Genomic DNA, 15949 nt, shown 5'->3' on the forward strand with positions numbered 1-15949 from the left:
CCCGATGCCAGGCCAGGCGCCGACGCCGCACCTGGCGAACGGGCGACGGCCGCTCATGCGAACGGCCGGTCGATCGCCGGCGATGGCGGCGTGAACCAGCGCGCGCCGTCCTCGGTGACGTGGAAATGATCTTCGAGCCGCACGCCGAAGCTGCCCGGCACCACGATCATGGGCTCGTTGCTGCAGCACATGCCCGGCCGCAGCACGGTCTGGTTGCCGCGCACCAGGTACGGCGCCTCGTGGATGGCCAGGCCGCAGCCGTGGCCGGTGCGATGCGGCAGGCCGGGCAGGCGGTAGTCGGGGCCCAGGCCGGCGGCTTCCAGCACCGCGCGCGCGGCGTCGTCGATGGACGCACAGGTGACGCCAGGACGGACCGCGGCGAAGGCCGCGGCCTGCGCGGCCTGTTCCAGCGCCCAGATCCGCGCCTGCTCGGCGCTGGGTGCGCCGAAGATCCAGGTGCGGGTTACGTCGGAGTGGTAGCCCTGCACCGTGCAGCCGGTGTCGATCAGGACCAACTCGCCCTGCCGCAGGTGCTGCACGCCCGGGATGCCGTGCGGGAAGGCGGTGGCGTGGCCGAACTGCACGATGCAGAAGGTCGAGCCGTTGTCCGCGCCCAGGGCCCGATGCGCCTGATCGATGAAGCGCACCAGGGTGTCGGTGCCGATGCCCTCGCGCGCGATACCGGCCGCCAGCCGGTGGACCAGCAGGGTCATGTCGCAGGCCTGCTGGATCAGGGCCAGCTCGGCCGGCGACTTGCACATGCGACAGCCGTCGATGATGGCGTGCGCATCGCCGATGAGCGCCGCGTCCAGATGGGCGCGCAGACCCGTGTGGATGAAGAAGGCGGCCGTCGGGTCCAGCGCCAGCGTGCGCGCGCCGCGCTCGGCCATCACCCGGGCGACCAGCGCGTAAGGGTCCTCGTGCTCCTGCCACAGGCGCTTATCGGCCGGGACCTTGAGCACCGCGTCGAGCGAGCCCTCCTCGAAGGCCGGGCACACCAGCACCGGCGCATCCTCGGCGGTGATCAGCAGCGCGACCAGACGCTCGCTCGCGCCCCAGGGCACGCCGGCGAAGTAGCGCAGCGAGGCGCCGGCGTTGACCAGCAGCGCGTCCACGCCCTGCTCGCGCATCAGCGTGCGTGCGCGGGCGATGCGCGCCTGGTACTCCGCCTCGCCGATGGCTGGTGCGCGGTGGGCCCATGGGACCAGCTGCGCCTCGGCCTGTTCCAGCGTGAGATGAGCGATCTGTGCGCTCATGCCGCATCGCCCAGGCTGGCCGTGGTCCACACGCCATCGACGAGGCGCTGCACGCCCGCGGGATTGGCGTCGCGCAGTTCGACGGGCAGCAGCGCGTCGGGCACCGCGTCGTAGCTGTGCAGCGCGGCGAAACGGCGGATCGCGCCCGGCATGCCCACCGCGGTGAAGCCGGGATGCGCGGTGCTGGGGAACGGCCCGCCGTGGTTCTGCGCGGCGCTGACCGCCACGCCGGTGGGCATCTTGGAGTTGATCAGGCGTCCGACGCGCGCGCGCAGCACCGGCGCGATCGCCTGCCAGGCCGCATCATCGCCGCCATCGTTGGCCCGATACAGCGTGCCGGTGAGATTGCCCTGGAAGGCCTGCGCCACCGTGACCATCTCCCGCACATCGCCGACCCGCACCAGCAGGCCGACCGGCCCGAAGGCCTCGGTCTGAAGCGCCTGTTGATCGATGAAGCCGCGCGCGTCCACGCTCAGCAGCGTCGGCGCGAAGCGGAAGCCACCGCCCTGCCCGCTCGCGCCGCCGGCCAGCACCGCCGCGCCGGCCTGGCGCAGCGTGGCCACGCTGGCGGCGAGATGGTCCACGCCGCCCTGCGAGAACAGCACCATCGGCGCGGCGCCGGCGAAGTGCGCGGTGGCCGCCGCGGCGAAGGCATCGCCGGCCGCCGACCGCGGCACGACCACCACGCCGGGATTGGTGCAGAACTGGCCACTGCCCAGCGTGCAGGAAGCGAAGAACTCCTGCGCCAGCGCGTCGCCGCGCTCGGCCAGCGCGCCGGGCAGCAGGAAGACCGGGTTGACGCTGGACAGCTCGGCGTAGAACGGGATGCCCGCCGCATCGGCCGCCGCTTTCAGCGCCAGCCCGCCACCCCGGCTGCCGGTGAAGCCGATCGCGCCCAGGCGTGGATCGCCTGCGAGCTTGAGCCCGAGCGCATTGTCGAAGTGATAGAGCAGCTGCACCGCCGCGGTTGGCAGACCGGCCTTGCCCAGCGCGACGTGCGCGAGCATCGCCATGCGCTGGCTGGTGGCCGGATGCAGCGGATGCGCCTTGGCGATCACCGGGTTGCGCGCGGCGATCGCCGAGGCGAAGTCGCTGCCCGCGATCGCATTGAAGGCAAACGGGAAGTTGTTCGGGCCGAAGACCAGCACCGGCTTGCCCAACGGCGCCAGGTGCGCGCGCAGGCCGGCGGCCGTATCCAGGGTCGGCTGGGTCCAGCTGTAACTGCGCACGGCCTGCGCGGCCTGGCGCAGCTGACCGCTGGTGCGCGGCAGCTCGTTGCCACGCAGGCGCGTAGGCGCCGCCAGCGCCGTCTCGGCCGCGGCCAGCGCGACCAGTGTGTCGGCATCGGCGTCCAGCGCATCGGCATAGGCCTCGAGAAACGCCGCGATCCGCTCTGGCGGCGTGGCGGCCAGCTCGGCGGCCACGGCGCTGGCGGCGGCCACCGCCGCCTCCACGTCCGCCGCGCCGCTGACCGGAAACAGCGGGCCGATCGCCTCGCCCGTGGTCGGGTCGGCCGCGCGGAAGTGGCCGGCAGCGCCCAGGCTGGGCTGCCACTGGCCGGCCAGCAGGACAGGTTGGATCGCCTCGTTCATCGGATCTTTCTCACGGCTTGGTGTTCACGACTCCCGGCCTGGGCATGCATCGCGTTCGGCCGGAAGCACAGCAGGCCGGGCACGCCGCATCCCCTGCGCGGCGCCCCGGTGTTCTCGCGGCGCGTCTGTCGGGGCTGGTCCCTGCGACAGACACACCGCGCTGGATCACAGCGACGGTTTGGTGGCGATGGCGTGGTCGATCACCTTCAGCACGGCCTCGCGCTCGGCGCCCTCGATCACCAGGCGCGGCGCGCGCACGGTCTCGCTGCCCATGCCGACCTTGGCCTGCACCAGCTTGATCAGCTGGACGAACTTGGGCACGGTGTCCAGGCGCAGCAGCGGCAGGAACCAGTGGTACAGCTCGGCGGCCGCGGCATAGCCGCCGTCGCGCGCCAGTTCGAACAGCTTCACCGACTCGACCGGATACGCATTGACCAGGCCGGCGATCCAGCCCTGCGCGCCCATGGCCAGGCCTTCGACGATGGCATCGTCCATGCCCACCAGCAGCACCAGCCGATCGCCCAGCAGCTCCTTGATCGCGGCGAAGCGACGGATCTCGCCCGAGGACTCCTTGACCGCCTGCAGGTTGGGGAACTCGCCGGCCAGCTGCGCGATCTGCGCCGGCAGGATGTCGGTGCGGTAGGCGACCGGATTGTTGTAGAGGATGCACGGCAGGTCGGTGGCGCCGAGCACCGCGCGCGCATAGGCACCGGCCTCGTGCCAGTCGGAGGTGTAGACGTACACCGGCAGCACCATCAGGCCACCCGCGCCCGCCGCCTTGGCGGCTTGGGCCAGCTTGACCGCCTCATCGGTGGACAGCGAGGCGATGCCCGGCACCACCGGCACGCGGCCGTCGACGGCCTTCACCAGGGTACGGATGATCGCGATCTTCTCCTCGAAGGACAGCGTGGCCGCCTCGCCCAGCGAGCCCAGCGGCACGATCGCCGTGCAGCCGGCCTCGACCAGCTGCAACGCGTGCTTGGCCAGGAAGGCATGGTCGACGCTGCCATCGGCATTGAACGGGGTGGTGATGGCGGGCAGGACGCCCTTCCAGAAAGCGGCATTGCTCATGGGTATATCCCTTGCGAGTCGTCGGTGAAGGAGTCGGCCAGCGTCGCGAGGCGGACCGGAAACAACGGCGGCCGGCGGCCGCCATCGGTGGAAAGTCGGGGATCCAGCAGGCCCAGTTCGGCCAGCGCGGCGCCGCAGATGCGGCCCTGGCAGGCGCCCATGCCGCAGCGCGAGGCGAGCTTGGCTTCGCGCGCGTCGCTGAAGCCGCGCAGCTGGCCCAGCGGGACGTCCTCGCACCGGCACACCAGGGTGTCGTCCCTGGCCAGCCCGTGGACGCGGGCATCCAGCGCGAAGGTCTGCTGCTGCAGGCTGGCGAAGGCGCGCGCCCGGCGGCGCCGCGGCAGCAGCGCCTGCGCGGCGTCGAGGTCACCGGCGGCCATGTGCCCGGCGATGGCGCCTTCGACCAGGGCGCAGTCGACACCGCCGATCCCCAGGGCCTCGCCAGCGGCGAAGACGTGGTCCACGCTGCTGCGCAGCTGCGCATCCACGGCGACGCGCGGGTGCGTGCCGGTGTGGTCCAGGCGACAGCCCAGCAGCTGGGCGAGTTCCACGTTGGGCACCAGGCCATAGCCGACCGCCAGCTGATCGCAGGCGATGCGGCGACGGCCGCGCGGACCCTCGATCTCGACTTCGCGCAGCTGCGTCTGGCCATGCGCGGCCACGACCACGCTGTCGTGGTGATAGCCCACGCCGGCCAGCCGCGCCCGCAGCGCCAGCGCCTGGGCGGCCTTGCCCGGCCAGCGCGGCAGGCGCAGCGCGAAGCGCGCCAACGCCGCCGCGCCGGCCAGTTCGTGGATGCCCAGCACCTGCGCCCCGTGGCGGCGCAGCGTGGCCGCGCTGGCCAGGAGCAGCGGCCCGCTGCCGGCGACCAGCACGCGCTTGCCCGCCAGCGGCCATCCCTGCTTGGCCAGCGCCTGCGCGCCGCCCGCGCCGGTCACGCCGGGCAAGGTCCAGCCAGGGAACGGCAGCAGCAGTTCGCGCGCGCCGGTGGCCAGCACGAGGCTGCGGTACCGCAGCTCGAGCGCGCCGGCCGGCCCTTCGGCCAGCAGCCAGCCTGGCTGAGCCAGGGCGATCTCGGCCTGCGCGAGGAACTCGATCCCCTGCCCCACCGCGGCGGCGATCGTGCGCCGCGCACGCGCCGGCACCCCGTGCCCGATGTCGTGGCGCCAGACCTGTCCGCCGGCGCGGGGTTGCGCATCGACCAGGCCGACCCGACCGCCACGCGCGCAGGCCGCCCGCGCCGCCGCCAGTCCGGCCGGGCCGGCGCCGACCACCAGCACGTCGTACTCGCGCACCGGCTCAGCCATCGGTGCGCACCTGCATGCCCTCGCGCGCCGGCGTCATGCAGGCGCGCACGTGGGCGAGCCCATCGATGCGCACCCGGCACTCGAAACACACGCCCATGCCGCACAGGGGCGCGCGTGGCTCAGCGCTGCGAGAGCGGCGAAATGGCCCGCCGGCCATCGCCACGGCGGCCGCCACGGTGGCGCCCGCCGGCACCTCCACGAGCCGCGCATCCACGGTCAGACGCAGGCGGGTGCTCATGCCGCCTTGCCCGTGATCGCCCGATCGGGCAGGTACGGCGCCGGGTCGATCTCCGGCGCGCGTCCGAGCAGACCATCGACGACCAGCCGCGCGGTGCCAAGCGCAGTGGTCACGCCCAGGCCCTCGTGCCCGGCCGCGACCCACACCTCGCGCCGCCCGGGCACCGGGCCCAGGTACGGACGTCCATCGGGCGTGGCCGGACGCAGGCCGGTCCAGACCCGGATCACCTGCAGCTCGCGCAGCACCGGGAGGAACGCCGCGGCCTGGCGCAGCATCTTCCGCAGCAGCGGCCAATCGACCTGGCGATCGGCGACGTTGAACTGCCGCGACGAACCGATCAGCAGCTGGCCCGTCGGCCGTGGCTGGACGTTGAAGGCCACACTGCTGTCGGCGTCGCCATGCGCCGAATCGGCGTAGTCCAGCGACAGCAGCTGGTGGTGGACCAGCCCCGGATAGCGATCGGTGATGGCCAGCTGGCCCTTGCGCGGTCGCATCGGCAGCTCGGGCAGCAGCTGCGGCAGCGCCACGCCGGTGGCCACCAGCACCGCACCGCTCAACTCCTCGCCGTCGTCCAGGCGCACGCCGCCGGGAACCAGCGCAGTCACGCGCCGGCCCGCGTACAGGCGCGCGCCGGCCTGGACGGCCTGATCCACCAGATGCCGCGCCATGCGCGGCGGATACACCACCGCCTCGCCCGGCACGCGCATGCCGCCGGCCAGGCCCTCGATCAGGGCGGGTTCGAACCGGTACAGCTGCGTCGCGTCGAGCTGCTCGGCGTGCAGGCCCGCTTGGGCGAGGCGGTCGATCTTGGCCGGCACCGTGGCCAGTTCACGCGGGTCGCGCGCGAGCCAAAGCGTGCCGCACCGGCTGAACTCGGCCTCCTCCAGCTGCGCGTAACGCTCCCACAGGCGCAGCGAGTACGCCGACAGCGCAAGCTCGGCCGGATCGTCGTCCATCGCCACCAGATGCCCCATCGCCGCGGCCGTGGCGCCGCCACCGATCGGGCCTGGCTCGACCAGGGCCACGCTCAAGCCCTCGCCGGCCGCCTCGGCCGCACAGGCGGCGCCGACGATGCCCGCCCCCACGACGATGAGGTCGTAGCGGCGCATTACGGCGCCTTGGGCTCCGCGCCGATGCCCCAGGCGAAAGGATCGGCCGGATCGATCAGCAGCTGCGCACGGGCGGTGATGTGGGCCGTGCCGGCGATGCACGGCAGGATGCCGCGCGTGCCGCGCCGATAGCTGCCCTCGAACACGCTGCCCAGAATGCCTTGCTGGATCCAGCGCTCCCCTTCGCCCAGCTTGCCATCGGCCGCCAGGCAGGCCAGCTTGGCGCTGGTGCCGGTCCCGCAGGGTGAACGGTCGTAGGCCAGCCCCGGACACAGCACGAAGTTGCGCGCTTGGCCGCTGCCGTCCGGCGCCAGGCCGTTGACCTCGATATGGTCGATCTCCCCGCCGTCGGCCCCGGTGATCCCGGCGGCCTCCAGCGCCTGCCGGATCGCCTCGGTATAGGCGGTCAGCGCACGCTGGTGATCCAGGTCGATCGCGCACGGCGATTGTTCGGTGATGAAGAACCAGTTGCCGCCCCAGGCGATGTCGCCGGTGACCTCGCCGTAGCCGGCGACCTGCACGGCCACCGTGGCGGCGTGGCGATAGCTCTCCACGTTGTCGATCGCGATCCGGCCATCGGCCTCCAGCGAGGCGCCGACCGTGCCGACCGGCGTCTCGATCAGGTGCTGGCCCGGACCGATCCGGCCGAGCTCGGCCAGGGTCCGCACCACGCCGATCGTCCCGTGCCCGCACATGCCCAGGTAGCCGACGTTGTTGAAGAAAATCACGCCGGTGCAGGCATCGGCACGACGCGGCGGCAGCAGCAGCGCGCCGACCATCGTGTCCGAGCCGCGCGGTTCGCAGGCGATCGCGCTGCGCCAGCGATCGAAGTCGCGGGCGAAGCGTTCGCGGCACTGCGCCAGGTCGCCCTCGCCCAGTTCGGGAAAACCGGCGACCACGACCCGGGTCGGTTCGCCAGCGGTGTGGGAGTCGATCACGTCGATCTTGTGCATCCGGGGATGCTCCCATTCGACGCGCTGCCCCGACTAGTTCCGAATGTCGGCGGAAAATGCGGAAATCCGCACAATCGCGTTCCCGTCGCGGGGCCCGCTTTGCGCTAGCATCAAGGCCAAGCGCCCCCAGCCAACCGCCAGCCGATCCGATGGACGTCAGCCTCTCCGGCCTTGAAATGCAGGCCTTGTTCGATGCGTTGCCCGAGGTGGTCTTCTTCATCAAGGATCAGGAGGGGCGCTACACGCACTGCAATCTGACCCTGGTCCGGCGCCTGGGGCGAAAACAGCGCAGCGACGTAATCGGCAGAACGGTGCTGGAGTTGTTCCCCCTGCCGTTCGGCGGTAGCTACATGGTGCAGGACCGCCGCGTGCTGTGCGGCGAGGTGATCGACAACCAGCTCGAGATGCACCTCTATCCCAACCGCATGCCCGGCTGGTGCCTGACCTTCAAGCGTCCGCGTTGCCGGGGCGAGGACGTGGTCGGCGTGATCGGGATCTCGCGCGACCTGGGCCAACCCGACAACCGGCATTCGGCGTTCGAGCGCCTGAGCAAGGTGCTCGACTACATGCAGGGCAACTTCGGCGAGCAGATCCGCGTGCAGTCGCTGGCCGATCTGGCCGAACTGTCGGTGGCGCAGCTGGAGCGCCATTTCCGCCGCGTCTTCCAGGTCACGCCGCAGCAACTGCTGACCAAGCTGCGCATCGAGGCGGCGATGCGGCTCCTGCACGGCGATGAAAGCATCGCCAGCATCGGCCAGCAGTGCGGCTTCGCCGACCAGAGCGCCTTCGCGCGCCAGTTCAAGGCCACCCTCGGGATGTCCCCGCGCGACTATCGCAACATCAAGGACCGCCTTTAGCGCGCGAGCAGTCCGGTAAGAACAGGCTCGCCCGACCCGGGCGAGAGACGCTGCCGCTCGGTCCAGATGAACATCGCCTCATCGCGCCGCGCGATGTCGGCTTGGCGCCAGGAGTGGCCGGCCAAGCCCGCCACTGCAATCGCGCGGTGCACCTGGATGCTGCCGCATCGAGTTGGCTGTCTGTCGGCAGCTGATCCAGTGCATGGAGCACTGGGTCAGACGTTTCATCCGCCAGCGCGATACCGCGCGACCACCTCGGCCACCAGATCGGCATTCCCGCCGGTGACGCGCCCATCGCGGCTCAGGCACCCGTCCTCCAGCCCGATGCGGGTGGACCAGCGCTGCTCGTGGGCACGCTCGATGAAATGCCAGACGGTCGCATCGAAGCCGTGCAGCAGGATGGGACGCGCGACGCCGGCCCGCGTCAGCACCTGCACGATGTCGGTGGCGATCCGGTCCGCTTCGTCGATGTCCTGTTCGCCCACTTCGATCAGCACGCGCAACACACGCCGATGGTCCTCCAGGGCAATGAAGCGCTCGGCGTCATCGACCGTGGACAGCCCCGCTTCGACCCCGACGCCGATCTCGCGTAGCAGCGACATCACCGCGGGCGCGTCCGGCTCGGACAGATTGACCGAGGCATAGTCGGGCAGATGCCGCCATGCCGCGATGCAGGCGCGCGTGGCCGCCTCGTCGTCCTCGATCCACGCCCCGGTGGACACCCCGATCAACGTGCCGGGGCAGGCCTGACGCATGGCCGGCATCAGCGCATCGACCGCGGCCAGATGCTCACGACCATCGGCTCCACGCGGATGAATATGCAGTTCCCCCGCGCCCGCCGCGACGCAGGCGATGCCATCGCGGGCCATCGCCTCGATCGTCAGAGGAAGCCGCGGATGGAAGCCAGGCGGCCTCGCGCCGTTGAGACAGGCTTGAACGATCACCGGGACCCTCGTTCGTCGTCGTTGACCCGGCCAGTCTAATGCCGCGGATCGTCGTGTCCCGCGCAGCGGCAGCGCTGACGGCACGGCCGTGTCTCGGGCGTGGCGGCCTATCCGCAGCAGAAAGCACGACTCGCGACCGCGGCACCAGCAGTCGGCATCGCAAGATTTTCGCTAGCGCTCCGCCGACGCGTCCGCAGGCTGCAGCAGCAGCCGCACCAGCGGATTGGGGAAGCGTCGCGACATGGTGACGGCGTGGAAGGTCTCCACGATGTCGGGCAGCTGATCGCCTTCCACCAGCACGCCTGCGGCGATCTCGTCCTTGACGACGATGGGCGGCAGGACCGCCAGGCCGATGTCCTCGCGGGCGAGCAGACGCATCATCGCCATGTCCTCCACTTCCGCCACGATCTGTGGTCGCACGCCCAGGCGATCGGCCAGGGCGTCGAAGCCGGTGCGCACGCTGCTGTCCACGGTCGGCAGGATGATGGGGTGGTCTCGCAGGCGTTCGGCGAGGCTCGCGGCATGGCCAAGCCGGTCCGGCGTGCCCACCAGGCTGACCGGGCGCTGCGCCAGCCGGTGAGTGACGAAGGGGGTCAGCGCGTCGCCGGGCGGCGCCTGATTGAGCAGCACGACGTCCAGGTTGAGCGCCTCCAGCGCCCGCAGCAGTTCGCCCGCACTGCCAGAGCGCAGGATCAGATCGATGTCCGTGCGGCCAAGCACCGGGCGCAGGAACTCCATCTGGAAATTGCGCGACAGCGTGGCCAGCGAACCCACGCGCAGCGCCTGCCGCGCCGCGCCGGTCTGCCGCAGCGTGCCCAGCAGCTCATCGCCGGTGGCGAAGATCGCATCGGCGTGGTCGAGCACGATCTGCCCGGCCTCGGTCAGATGCAGCTGCCGCCCTCGCCGCTCGAACAGCGCATGCCCCAGACGCTCCTCGAGCTTGCGGATCTGGACCGACAAGGCCGACTGGGTCAGATGCAGCCGCTCCGCGGTACGGGTGAGGTTGCCGTCGTGCGCGACGGCCCAGAAGTAGCGCAGGTGGTTGTAGTTCAACGCGGCCATATCGTTCGATATTAGCGAACGAAGTGGCGAACACAATGAATTTTTGTTCGTCCCCGTCGATCCCTATCGTGGCGCCCGCCTGCCACCGCGCTCGATCCAGGGGACCGCCTTGTCGCTCTATCTGCTGCCGCTGTCTGCCCCGCTCCTCCTGCTTCTCGCCGCCGGCCTGGGCGGCCTGCGCAGCGGGCGGCGCCCGCCCCTGCTGCCCCTGGTTGCCGAAGGGGCGGCGCTTGGCGCCCTGCTCATCGCGCTGGCCTCGCTTGCGCTGCTGATCGTGCAAGGCGCGGGCACCAGCGCCTTGCTGGGCTGGGGCGGCATCGGCCTGTCGGTGCGGCTGGATGCGGGGAGCGCGACGATGCTCCTGCTGGTGGCCTTCGTCGGCTGGATCGTGGTGCGCTATGCCCGCACCTATCTGGACGGCGAGGCGCGGCAGGGGTACTTCATCGGCTGGCTCTGCGCCGCGCTCGCGGCCGTCCTGCTGCTCGTCCAGGCCGGCAATCTGGTCCAGCTCGTGATCGCCTGGATCGCGACCAGCCTCGCCCTGCGTCGCCTGCTGCTGTTCTATCCCGAGCGCGTGGCCGCGCGGCGTGCGGCACGCAAGAAGCGGCTGTTCTCCACGCTCGGCGCCGTCGCGCTGGTAGGCGCGGTCGCCCTCATCTGGACGCGCCTGGGTACCACCGACATCGCCACGATCAATGCGATGGCCCGCGCGGGAGCGCACTCCTGGACCCTGGTCGTGGCGGCTGCCCTGCTCGCGCTGGCCGCGGTGCTGAAGTCCGCCCAGTTCCCGACCCATGGCTGGCTGACCGAGATGATGGAAGCGCCCACGCCGGTGTCGGCCCTGCTGCATGCCGGCGTGGTCAACGGCGGCGGCTTCCTGCTGATCCGGTTCGCCGACCTGATGCTGCTCAGCCCCGGCGTGCTGGCCGTGCTGGCCATGCTGGGCGGCTTCACCGCGCTGTTCGGCGCGCTGGTGATGCTGACCCAGCCCGCGGTCAAGACCTCGCTGGCCTGGTCCACGGTCGCGCAGATGGGCTTCATGATCCTCCAGTGCGGCCTTGCGCTGTTTCCACTGGCGCTGCTGCATATCGTGGCGCACTCGCTCTACAAGGCCCATGCCTTCCTCGCCTCCGGCGGCGCGGTCGAGCAGGTGGCGGCCACGCGCCGGCCCGGCCCGGTCGCGGTCCCCAGCGTGTCGGCGGTCGGTCGGGCCTTCCTGATCGCGCTGGCGATCTATGTCGGGATCGGCGCGGTCTTCGGGCTCACGTTCGGCTTCGGGCACAAGTCGCCCCAGGCGCTGGCGCTGGGCGCGATCCTGATCTTCGGGGTGGCCTATCTGCTGGCCCAAGGCCTGGCCGACGCGGCGCCGCGCGCGCTGACGCGCAGGACGGCGCTCTATGCCTGCGCCGCGGCGGTCGGCTACTTCGCGCTGCAGAGTGTCGCCGAGTGGCTGACCGCGGGCGTTCTGCCCGCCACGCCGGCGCCGGGACGACTGGAGTGGACGCTCCTAGCGCTCGCGGTGCTGAGCTTCGGGCTGGTCGCCGTGGCGCAGGCGCTGTTCCCGCTCTGGGCCTCGCATCCCGCGGCCGCCGGACTGCGCGTCCATCTCTCCAATGGCCTGTACGTCAACGCCGCGCTCGACCGCCTGCTCGGCGGCTGGTCGGTCCCCAAGGCCTCGTGACCCCACAAGCGACAGGACACTGCTCATGCCGATGACCTCGACCGAATCGCCGCGCCTGTCCCATGACGGGATCATCGAGGCGGCGCATCGCGCGGCGCGCGCGATCCCCCCGCTCTGGCCGCTGGCCTCGAGCGTTGCGGTCAATCCCTTCCTCGGCCAGACGGGCGAGCCGCTGGCGACCGCGGCGGCACGCCTGCGGCGCACGGCCGGCACCGCATTGACCATGCCGCGGGCCTGGTATGCGCAGCGCTGGCACGCCGGCGAGATCGCCGAAGCCGACCTGCAGGCGGCCTTGCAGCGCGCTCCGGCAGGGCCGCGCCCACCCAGCCTGTCCACCCTCAAGCACGCGATGCAAGGCGCGCGCGGCGCGCCGCAGGCGATCCCGACCGTGGCCGATCTGGCACGCCAGGTCGCGACCATCGACTGGCCGGGCATCGTTAACGAGCGCATCGGGCACTGGGCATCGAGTTACTTCGACCAGGGCCAGGCACTGTGGAGCGCCGGGCCATCCGGCGGCGCCTACGCCGCGTGGCGCGTCATCGCGACCCACGACCTGAGCCCGGAGGTCGCCGGCCTGACAGGGTTCGCGCGGCACGTGGCGCAGATGCCCGTCAGCGCCGAGGACGCGATCGTCGATGGCGTTGCCAGCCTCGGGCTCGCACAGGACGCGCTGGAGAGCTACTTCCACCGGTTGCTGAGCACGCTTGGCGGCTGGGGGCAGCTTGCCCGGTATCGGCTGTGGCAAGCGGAGTTGAACGGCGGCCACGATGCGTCCGTCATCGATCTGCTCGCCATCCGCATGGCCTGGGAGGTGGCGCTGCTGCGCAAGTTCGGCGCACAGCTGGCGTCCCGATGGCAGATGGCCCTCTGCGCTTACGCCGCGCCGGTGTCCGCGACGTCTGGGGATCTGGTCGACAGCCTTCTGCAGGAGGCGGCCGAGTGCGCGGCGCAGCGGCGGCTCGGCGCCGTGCTTGCAGACGCATCCCCGGCCTGTCCGCCCGCTGGTCGTGCGCAGCTGCAGATGGCCTTCTGCATCGACGTGCGCTCGGAAGTGTTCCGCCGTGCGCTGGAAAGCCTGGATCCCGGCATCCGGACGCTCGGGTTCGCCGGCTTCTTCGGGCTGGGGATCGGCCATCGGCGCTTCGCCTCGGACGTGGTCGAGGCGCGGCTGCCCGTGCTGCTGGCGCCGGCTGTCTTCACCCGCTCCGGGGAGGACACACCTGCACTGGCCGATGCGGATCTGCGCGCGCGGATCAAGGCGCGGACCAAGCGCGCCTGGGGCCGCTTCAAGCTGGCCGCCATTTCCTCCTTCGCCTTCGTCGAGGCCACGGGCCCGGTCTACGTCGCCAAGCTGCTGCGCGACGGGCTGGCGCTGACGCGGCATCGCGCGCCGAACGATCCCGCACCGCATCCGGCCAGCAGTCTCGACCTAGAGACGCGACTGACGATGGCCACGCGCGTGCTCAAGGCCATGTCGCTCACCACCGGCTTCGCCAGGCTCGTCGTGCTCGCCGGCCATGGCGCCAACGTGGTCAACAATCCGCATGCCAGCGCCCTGCACTGCGGCGCCTGCGGCGGCTACTCGGGTGAGACGAACGCGCGGCTGCTGGCCTCGCTGCTCAACGATCCCGAGGTGCGCGCCGGGCTTGCCGAGCGCGGCATCGCGGTCCCCGCCGATACGCTGTTCCTGGCCGCGCTGCACGACACCACGACCGATGCGGTCCAGCTCTACGCCGCCGATCATCCCTCGCCCGAGCATGCCGCCGATCTCGAACAGGCGGCGCGTTGGCTGCAGTCCGCCGGCGCACTGGCACGGAGCGAACGCGCCCTGCGCCTGCCCCGCGCCCAGCGCGGCCAGGACATCGCCCAGCGTGCCCGCGACTGGGCCGAGCTTCGGCCGGAATGGGCGCTGGCCGGCTGCCAGGCCTTCATCGCAGCGCCGCGATCGCGCACCGCGGGGCGCGATCTGGCGGGCAAGGTCTTCCTGCACGACTACGACTGGCGGCGCGACGACGGCTTCGGCGTGCTGGAGCTGATCCTGACCGCCCCGGTCGTGGTCGCCAGCTGGATCAGCCTGCAGTACTACGGCTCGACCGTCGCGCCGGAGGTCTTCGGCGCGGGCAACAAGCTGCTGCACAACGTCACCGGCGGCATCGGCGTGGTCGAAGGCAACGGCGGCCTGCTGCGCGGCGGCCTGCCCTGGCAATCGGTGCACGACGGCGAACGGCTCATCCACGAACCGCTGCGCCTGTCCGTCCTGATCGAGGCCCCGCCCGAGGCGATCGCCAAGGTGCTGCAGCGTCATCCGCAGATCCGCGCCCTGTTCGACAACCGCTGGCTGCATCTGTTCGCGCTGGACGACCAAGGCCGCATGACCAGACGCTATGCCGGCGACCTGCGCTGGGAGGCGTGCTCCTAGTGGCTCAGCTGGCCCGCAGCCCCTCGCCGGCATCCTTCGGGTCGTCATGAGAACAAGCACGCGCGTCATCTTCCTGTTCGATGGCGCGGAGGCATGCCAGCGTCAATGGTTGGCGATGCCTGGCGCGGCACGCACGATTCGCGTATCGGTCACTTGGTCGATCAGGAACTTCGCGAGATTGCCTCTGGAAAGCTTCGTGCCGAGCCTGGTCTGTCCATACCACCCCACGTCCACACCGCCATCGGCGGGACCATCCTTGAGATTGGGGATGCGTACCAGCGTCCAGTCCAGGTCCGAACCGGCGACCAGTTCGCCGGTCGCCTTGATGTCCTCGTAGCCCTTGCGCGCGATCACCTTGAACAGCAGCGCGAACGCGTGAGTGCTGAAGGCGAATCCATCGCGGGGATCACGATACGCGGCGGTGGAAATCTGGATCAGGCGGCGCACACCGGCCTGCTTCATCGCGGCGATGATGTTGGCCAGGCCATGCATGACCGGCCTGTCGCCTTGCACCTTCAGGCCGCTGGGGCCAAGGGCGCTGATGACCGCATCGGCTCCCTGGACGCACTTGGCAATGGCGGCGCGGTCCTGCAGGTCGCCGACCACGATGTCGACCCGTCCCGCGAACGATGCGAGTTTCCTGGCGTCGCGCGTATAGACCGACAAGCGATCGCCACGCTTCAGGCCTTCCTCGATGAGGTGGCGCCCGGTCGGTCCGGTCGCACCGAACAGGGCGATGGTCTTTTCACCGCTCATGACGTCATCCAGCCTTCGCCAACAAGGCCTGGATGGCCGTTCTGGCGTTGGCGATCGCCGCCTTTTCCGCATCGGGGCCCAAGACCGTGCCTTCGACACGCACCACCTCGACATCGGTCAGACCGATGAAACCGAGCAGATGCAGCAGGTAGTTGGTCTGGAAGTCGAACGGCGCCCAGACACCCTCGGAGAACACGCCGCCAGAGGCCGTCACAAGATAGACCTTCTTGTCGGTCAGCAGTCCTTTCGGCCCGGTGTCGCCATAGCCGAAAGTGACGCGTGGCCAGGTGACGTGATCGAACCACGCCTTGAGCTGCGAGGGCAGGCCGAAATTGATCATGCCCGAACCGAGCACGATCACATCCGCGGCCTTCAATTCATCGACCAGCTCCTGCGCGACCCGCACCGCCTGGCCCTGTTCCGGGGTGCGATCTTCGGGCGCCACGATCCGGCCCTGGATGTAGGCCGAGGTGATGTGCGGCGGCGGATTCGCGACCAGGTCGCGCACCGTCAACGGGCCGCCAGAGCGAGCCTGCAGGCCTTCGGCGATCTCGGTGGCGAAGCGCGTGGAAAGGCCGTGCGCTCCGCGCGGACTGGACGTGACAAGTAACGTGCGACGCATGACGGCTCCTAGGTATAAAATAAGAACTGAGTAGTAATTAATTCCTAAATTACCGATCAGTACAAAGGATGGTATGGTCCCC

14 protein-coding genes are annotated in these 15949 nt (G+C 70.8%); 3 read left to right on the forward strand and 11 right to left on the reverse strand.

The genetic code is table 11. The features are described from left to right. Positions 1 to 53: 53 nt before the first annotated feature. From MWN52_RS09830 to MWN52_RS09860, 7 genes are all read right to left on the reverse strand, one after another. Entirely contained in the window at positions 54 to 1256 is a 1203-nt protein-coding gene (locus MWN52_RS09830) for a M24 family metallopeptidase (RefSeq protein WP_286577652.1), read from the reverse strand. Further along, positions 1253 to 2848 (reverse strand): aldehyde dehydrogenase family protein, encoded by a 1596-nt coding sequence (locus MWN52_RS09835; protein ID WP_286577653.1) that lies wholly within the window; start codon positions 2846 to 2848, stop codon positions 1253 to 1255. The genes MWN52_RS09830 and MWN52_RS09835 overlap by 4 nt, the downstream gene beginning before the upstream one ends. A 165-nt stretch (positions 2849 to 3013) precedes the next feature. Then, on the reverse strand, positions 3014 to 3919 hold the full coding sequence (locus MWN52_RS09840) for a dihydrodipicolinate synthase family protein (RefSeq protein ID WP_286577654.1): 906 nt from the start codon (positions 3917 to 3919) through the stop codon (positions 3014 to 3016). Next, positions 3916 to 5226 carry an NAD(P)/FAD-dependent oxidoreductase gene (locus tag MWN52_RS09845; protein WP_286577655.1) on the reverse strand — a complete coding sequence of 437 codons (1311 nt, stop codon included), beginning with the start codon at positions 5224 to 5226 and terminating at the stop codon, positions 3916 to 3918. The genes MWN52_RS09840 and MWN52_RS09845 overlap by 4 nt, the downstream gene beginning before the upstream one ends. Beyond that, the gene (locus tag MWN52_RS09850) at positions 5219 to 5464 is read right to left on the reverse strand and encodes a 2Fe-2S iron-sulfur cluster-binding protein (RefSeq protein WP_286577656.1); all 246 of its coding nucleotides are present in this window, start codon (positions 5462 to 5464) and stop codon (positions 5219 to 5221) included. The genes MWN52_RS09845 and MWN52_RS09850 overlap by 8 nt, the downstream gene beginning before the upstream one ends. Next, positions 5461 to 6573 carry an NAD(P)/FAD-dependent oxidoreductase gene (locus tag MWN52_RS09855; RefSeq protein WP_286577657.1) on the reverse strand — a complete coding sequence of 371 codons (1113 nt, stop codon included), beginning with the start codon at positions 6571 to 6573 and terminating at the stop codon, positions 5461 to 5463. Before MWN52_RS09855 ends, MWN52_RS09850 begins: the two co-directional genes overlap by 4 nt. Further along, entirely contained in the window at positions 6573 to 7526 is a 954-nt protein-coding gene (locus MWN52_RS09860) for a proline racemase family protein (protein WP_286577658.1), read from the reverse strand. Before MWN52_RS09860 ends, MWN52_RS09855 begins: the two co-directional genes overlap by 1 nt. 149 nt (positions 7527 to 7675) lie before the next feature. Between MWN52_RS09860 and MWN52_RS09865 the strand changes: the two genes are divergently transcribed. Next, on the forward strand, positions 7676 to 8383 hold the full coding sequence (locus MWN52_RS09865) for an AraC family transcriptional regulator (protein ID WP_286577659.1): 708 nt from the start codon (positions 7676 to 7678) through the stop codon (positions 8381 to 8383). Positions 8384 to 8607: 224 nt separating this feature from the next. Here MWN52_RS09865 and MWN52_RS09870 read toward each other — a convergent pair whose 3' ends face one another. Both MWN52_RS09870 and MWN52_RS09875 read right to left on the reverse strand, forming a co-directional pair. After that, on the reverse strand, positions 8608 to 9327 hold the full coding sequence (locus MWN52_RS09870; RefSeq protein WP_286577660.1) for a 3-keto-5-aminohexanoate cleavage protein: 720 nt from the start codon (positions 9325 to 9327) through the stop codon (positions 8608 to 8610). A 171-nt stretch (positions 9328 to 9498) separates the two neighbouring features. Further along, positions 9499 to 10389 carry a LysR family transcriptional regulator gene (locus MWN52_RS09875; protein WP_131658888.1) on the reverse strand — a complete coding sequence of 297 codons (891 nt, stop codon included), beginning with the start codon at positions 10387 to 10389 and terminating at the stop codon, positions 9499 to 9501. A gap of 109 nt (positions 10390 to 10498) precedes the next feature. Between MWN52_RS09875 and MWN52_RS09880 the strand changes: the two genes are divergently transcribed. Together MWN52_RS09880 and MWN52_RS09885 are read left to right on the forward strand one after the other, a co-directional pair. Further along, on the forward strand, positions 10499 to 12070 hold the full coding sequence (locus MWN52_RS09880; protein ID WP_286574493.1) for a proton-conducting transporter transmembrane domain-containing protein: 1572 nt from the start codon (positions 10499 to 10501) through the stop codon (positions 12068 to 12070). Between the two features lie 25 nt (positions 12071 to 12095). Next, entirely contained in the window at positions 12096 to 14489 is a 2394-nt protein-coding gene (locus MWN52_RS09885; RefSeq protein WP_286574495.1) for a YbcC family protein, read from the forward strand. A 102-nt stretch (positions 14490 to 14591) separates the two neighbouring features. On the opposite strand, the gene MWN52_RS09890 is transcribed toward MWN52_RS09885, so the two are convergent. Next, positions 14592 to 15245: an NAD(P)-dependent oxidoreductase gene (locus MWN52_RS09890; RefSeq protein WP_286574496.1), complete on the reverse strand. Its 654-nt coding sequence runs from the start codon at positions 15243 to 15245 to the stop codon at positions 14592 to 14594. A 4-nt stretch (positions 15246 to 15249) separates the two neighbouring features. Next, the gene (locus MWN52_RS09895; protein WP_286574497.1) at positions 15250 to 15867 is read right to left on the reverse strand and encodes an FMN-dependent NADH-azoreductase; all 618 of its coding nucleotides are present in this window, start codon (positions 15865 to 15867) and stop codon (positions 15250 to 15252) included. Positions 15868 to 15949 lie beyond the last annotated feature (82 nt).

It is taken from the genome of Pseudoxanthomonas winnipegensis, assembly GCF_030322905.1.
Taxonomy (GTDB): Bacteria; Pseudomonadota; Gammaproteobacteria; order Xanthomonadales; family Xanthomonadaceae; genus Pseudoxanthomonas_A; species Pseudoxanthomonas_A winnipegensis.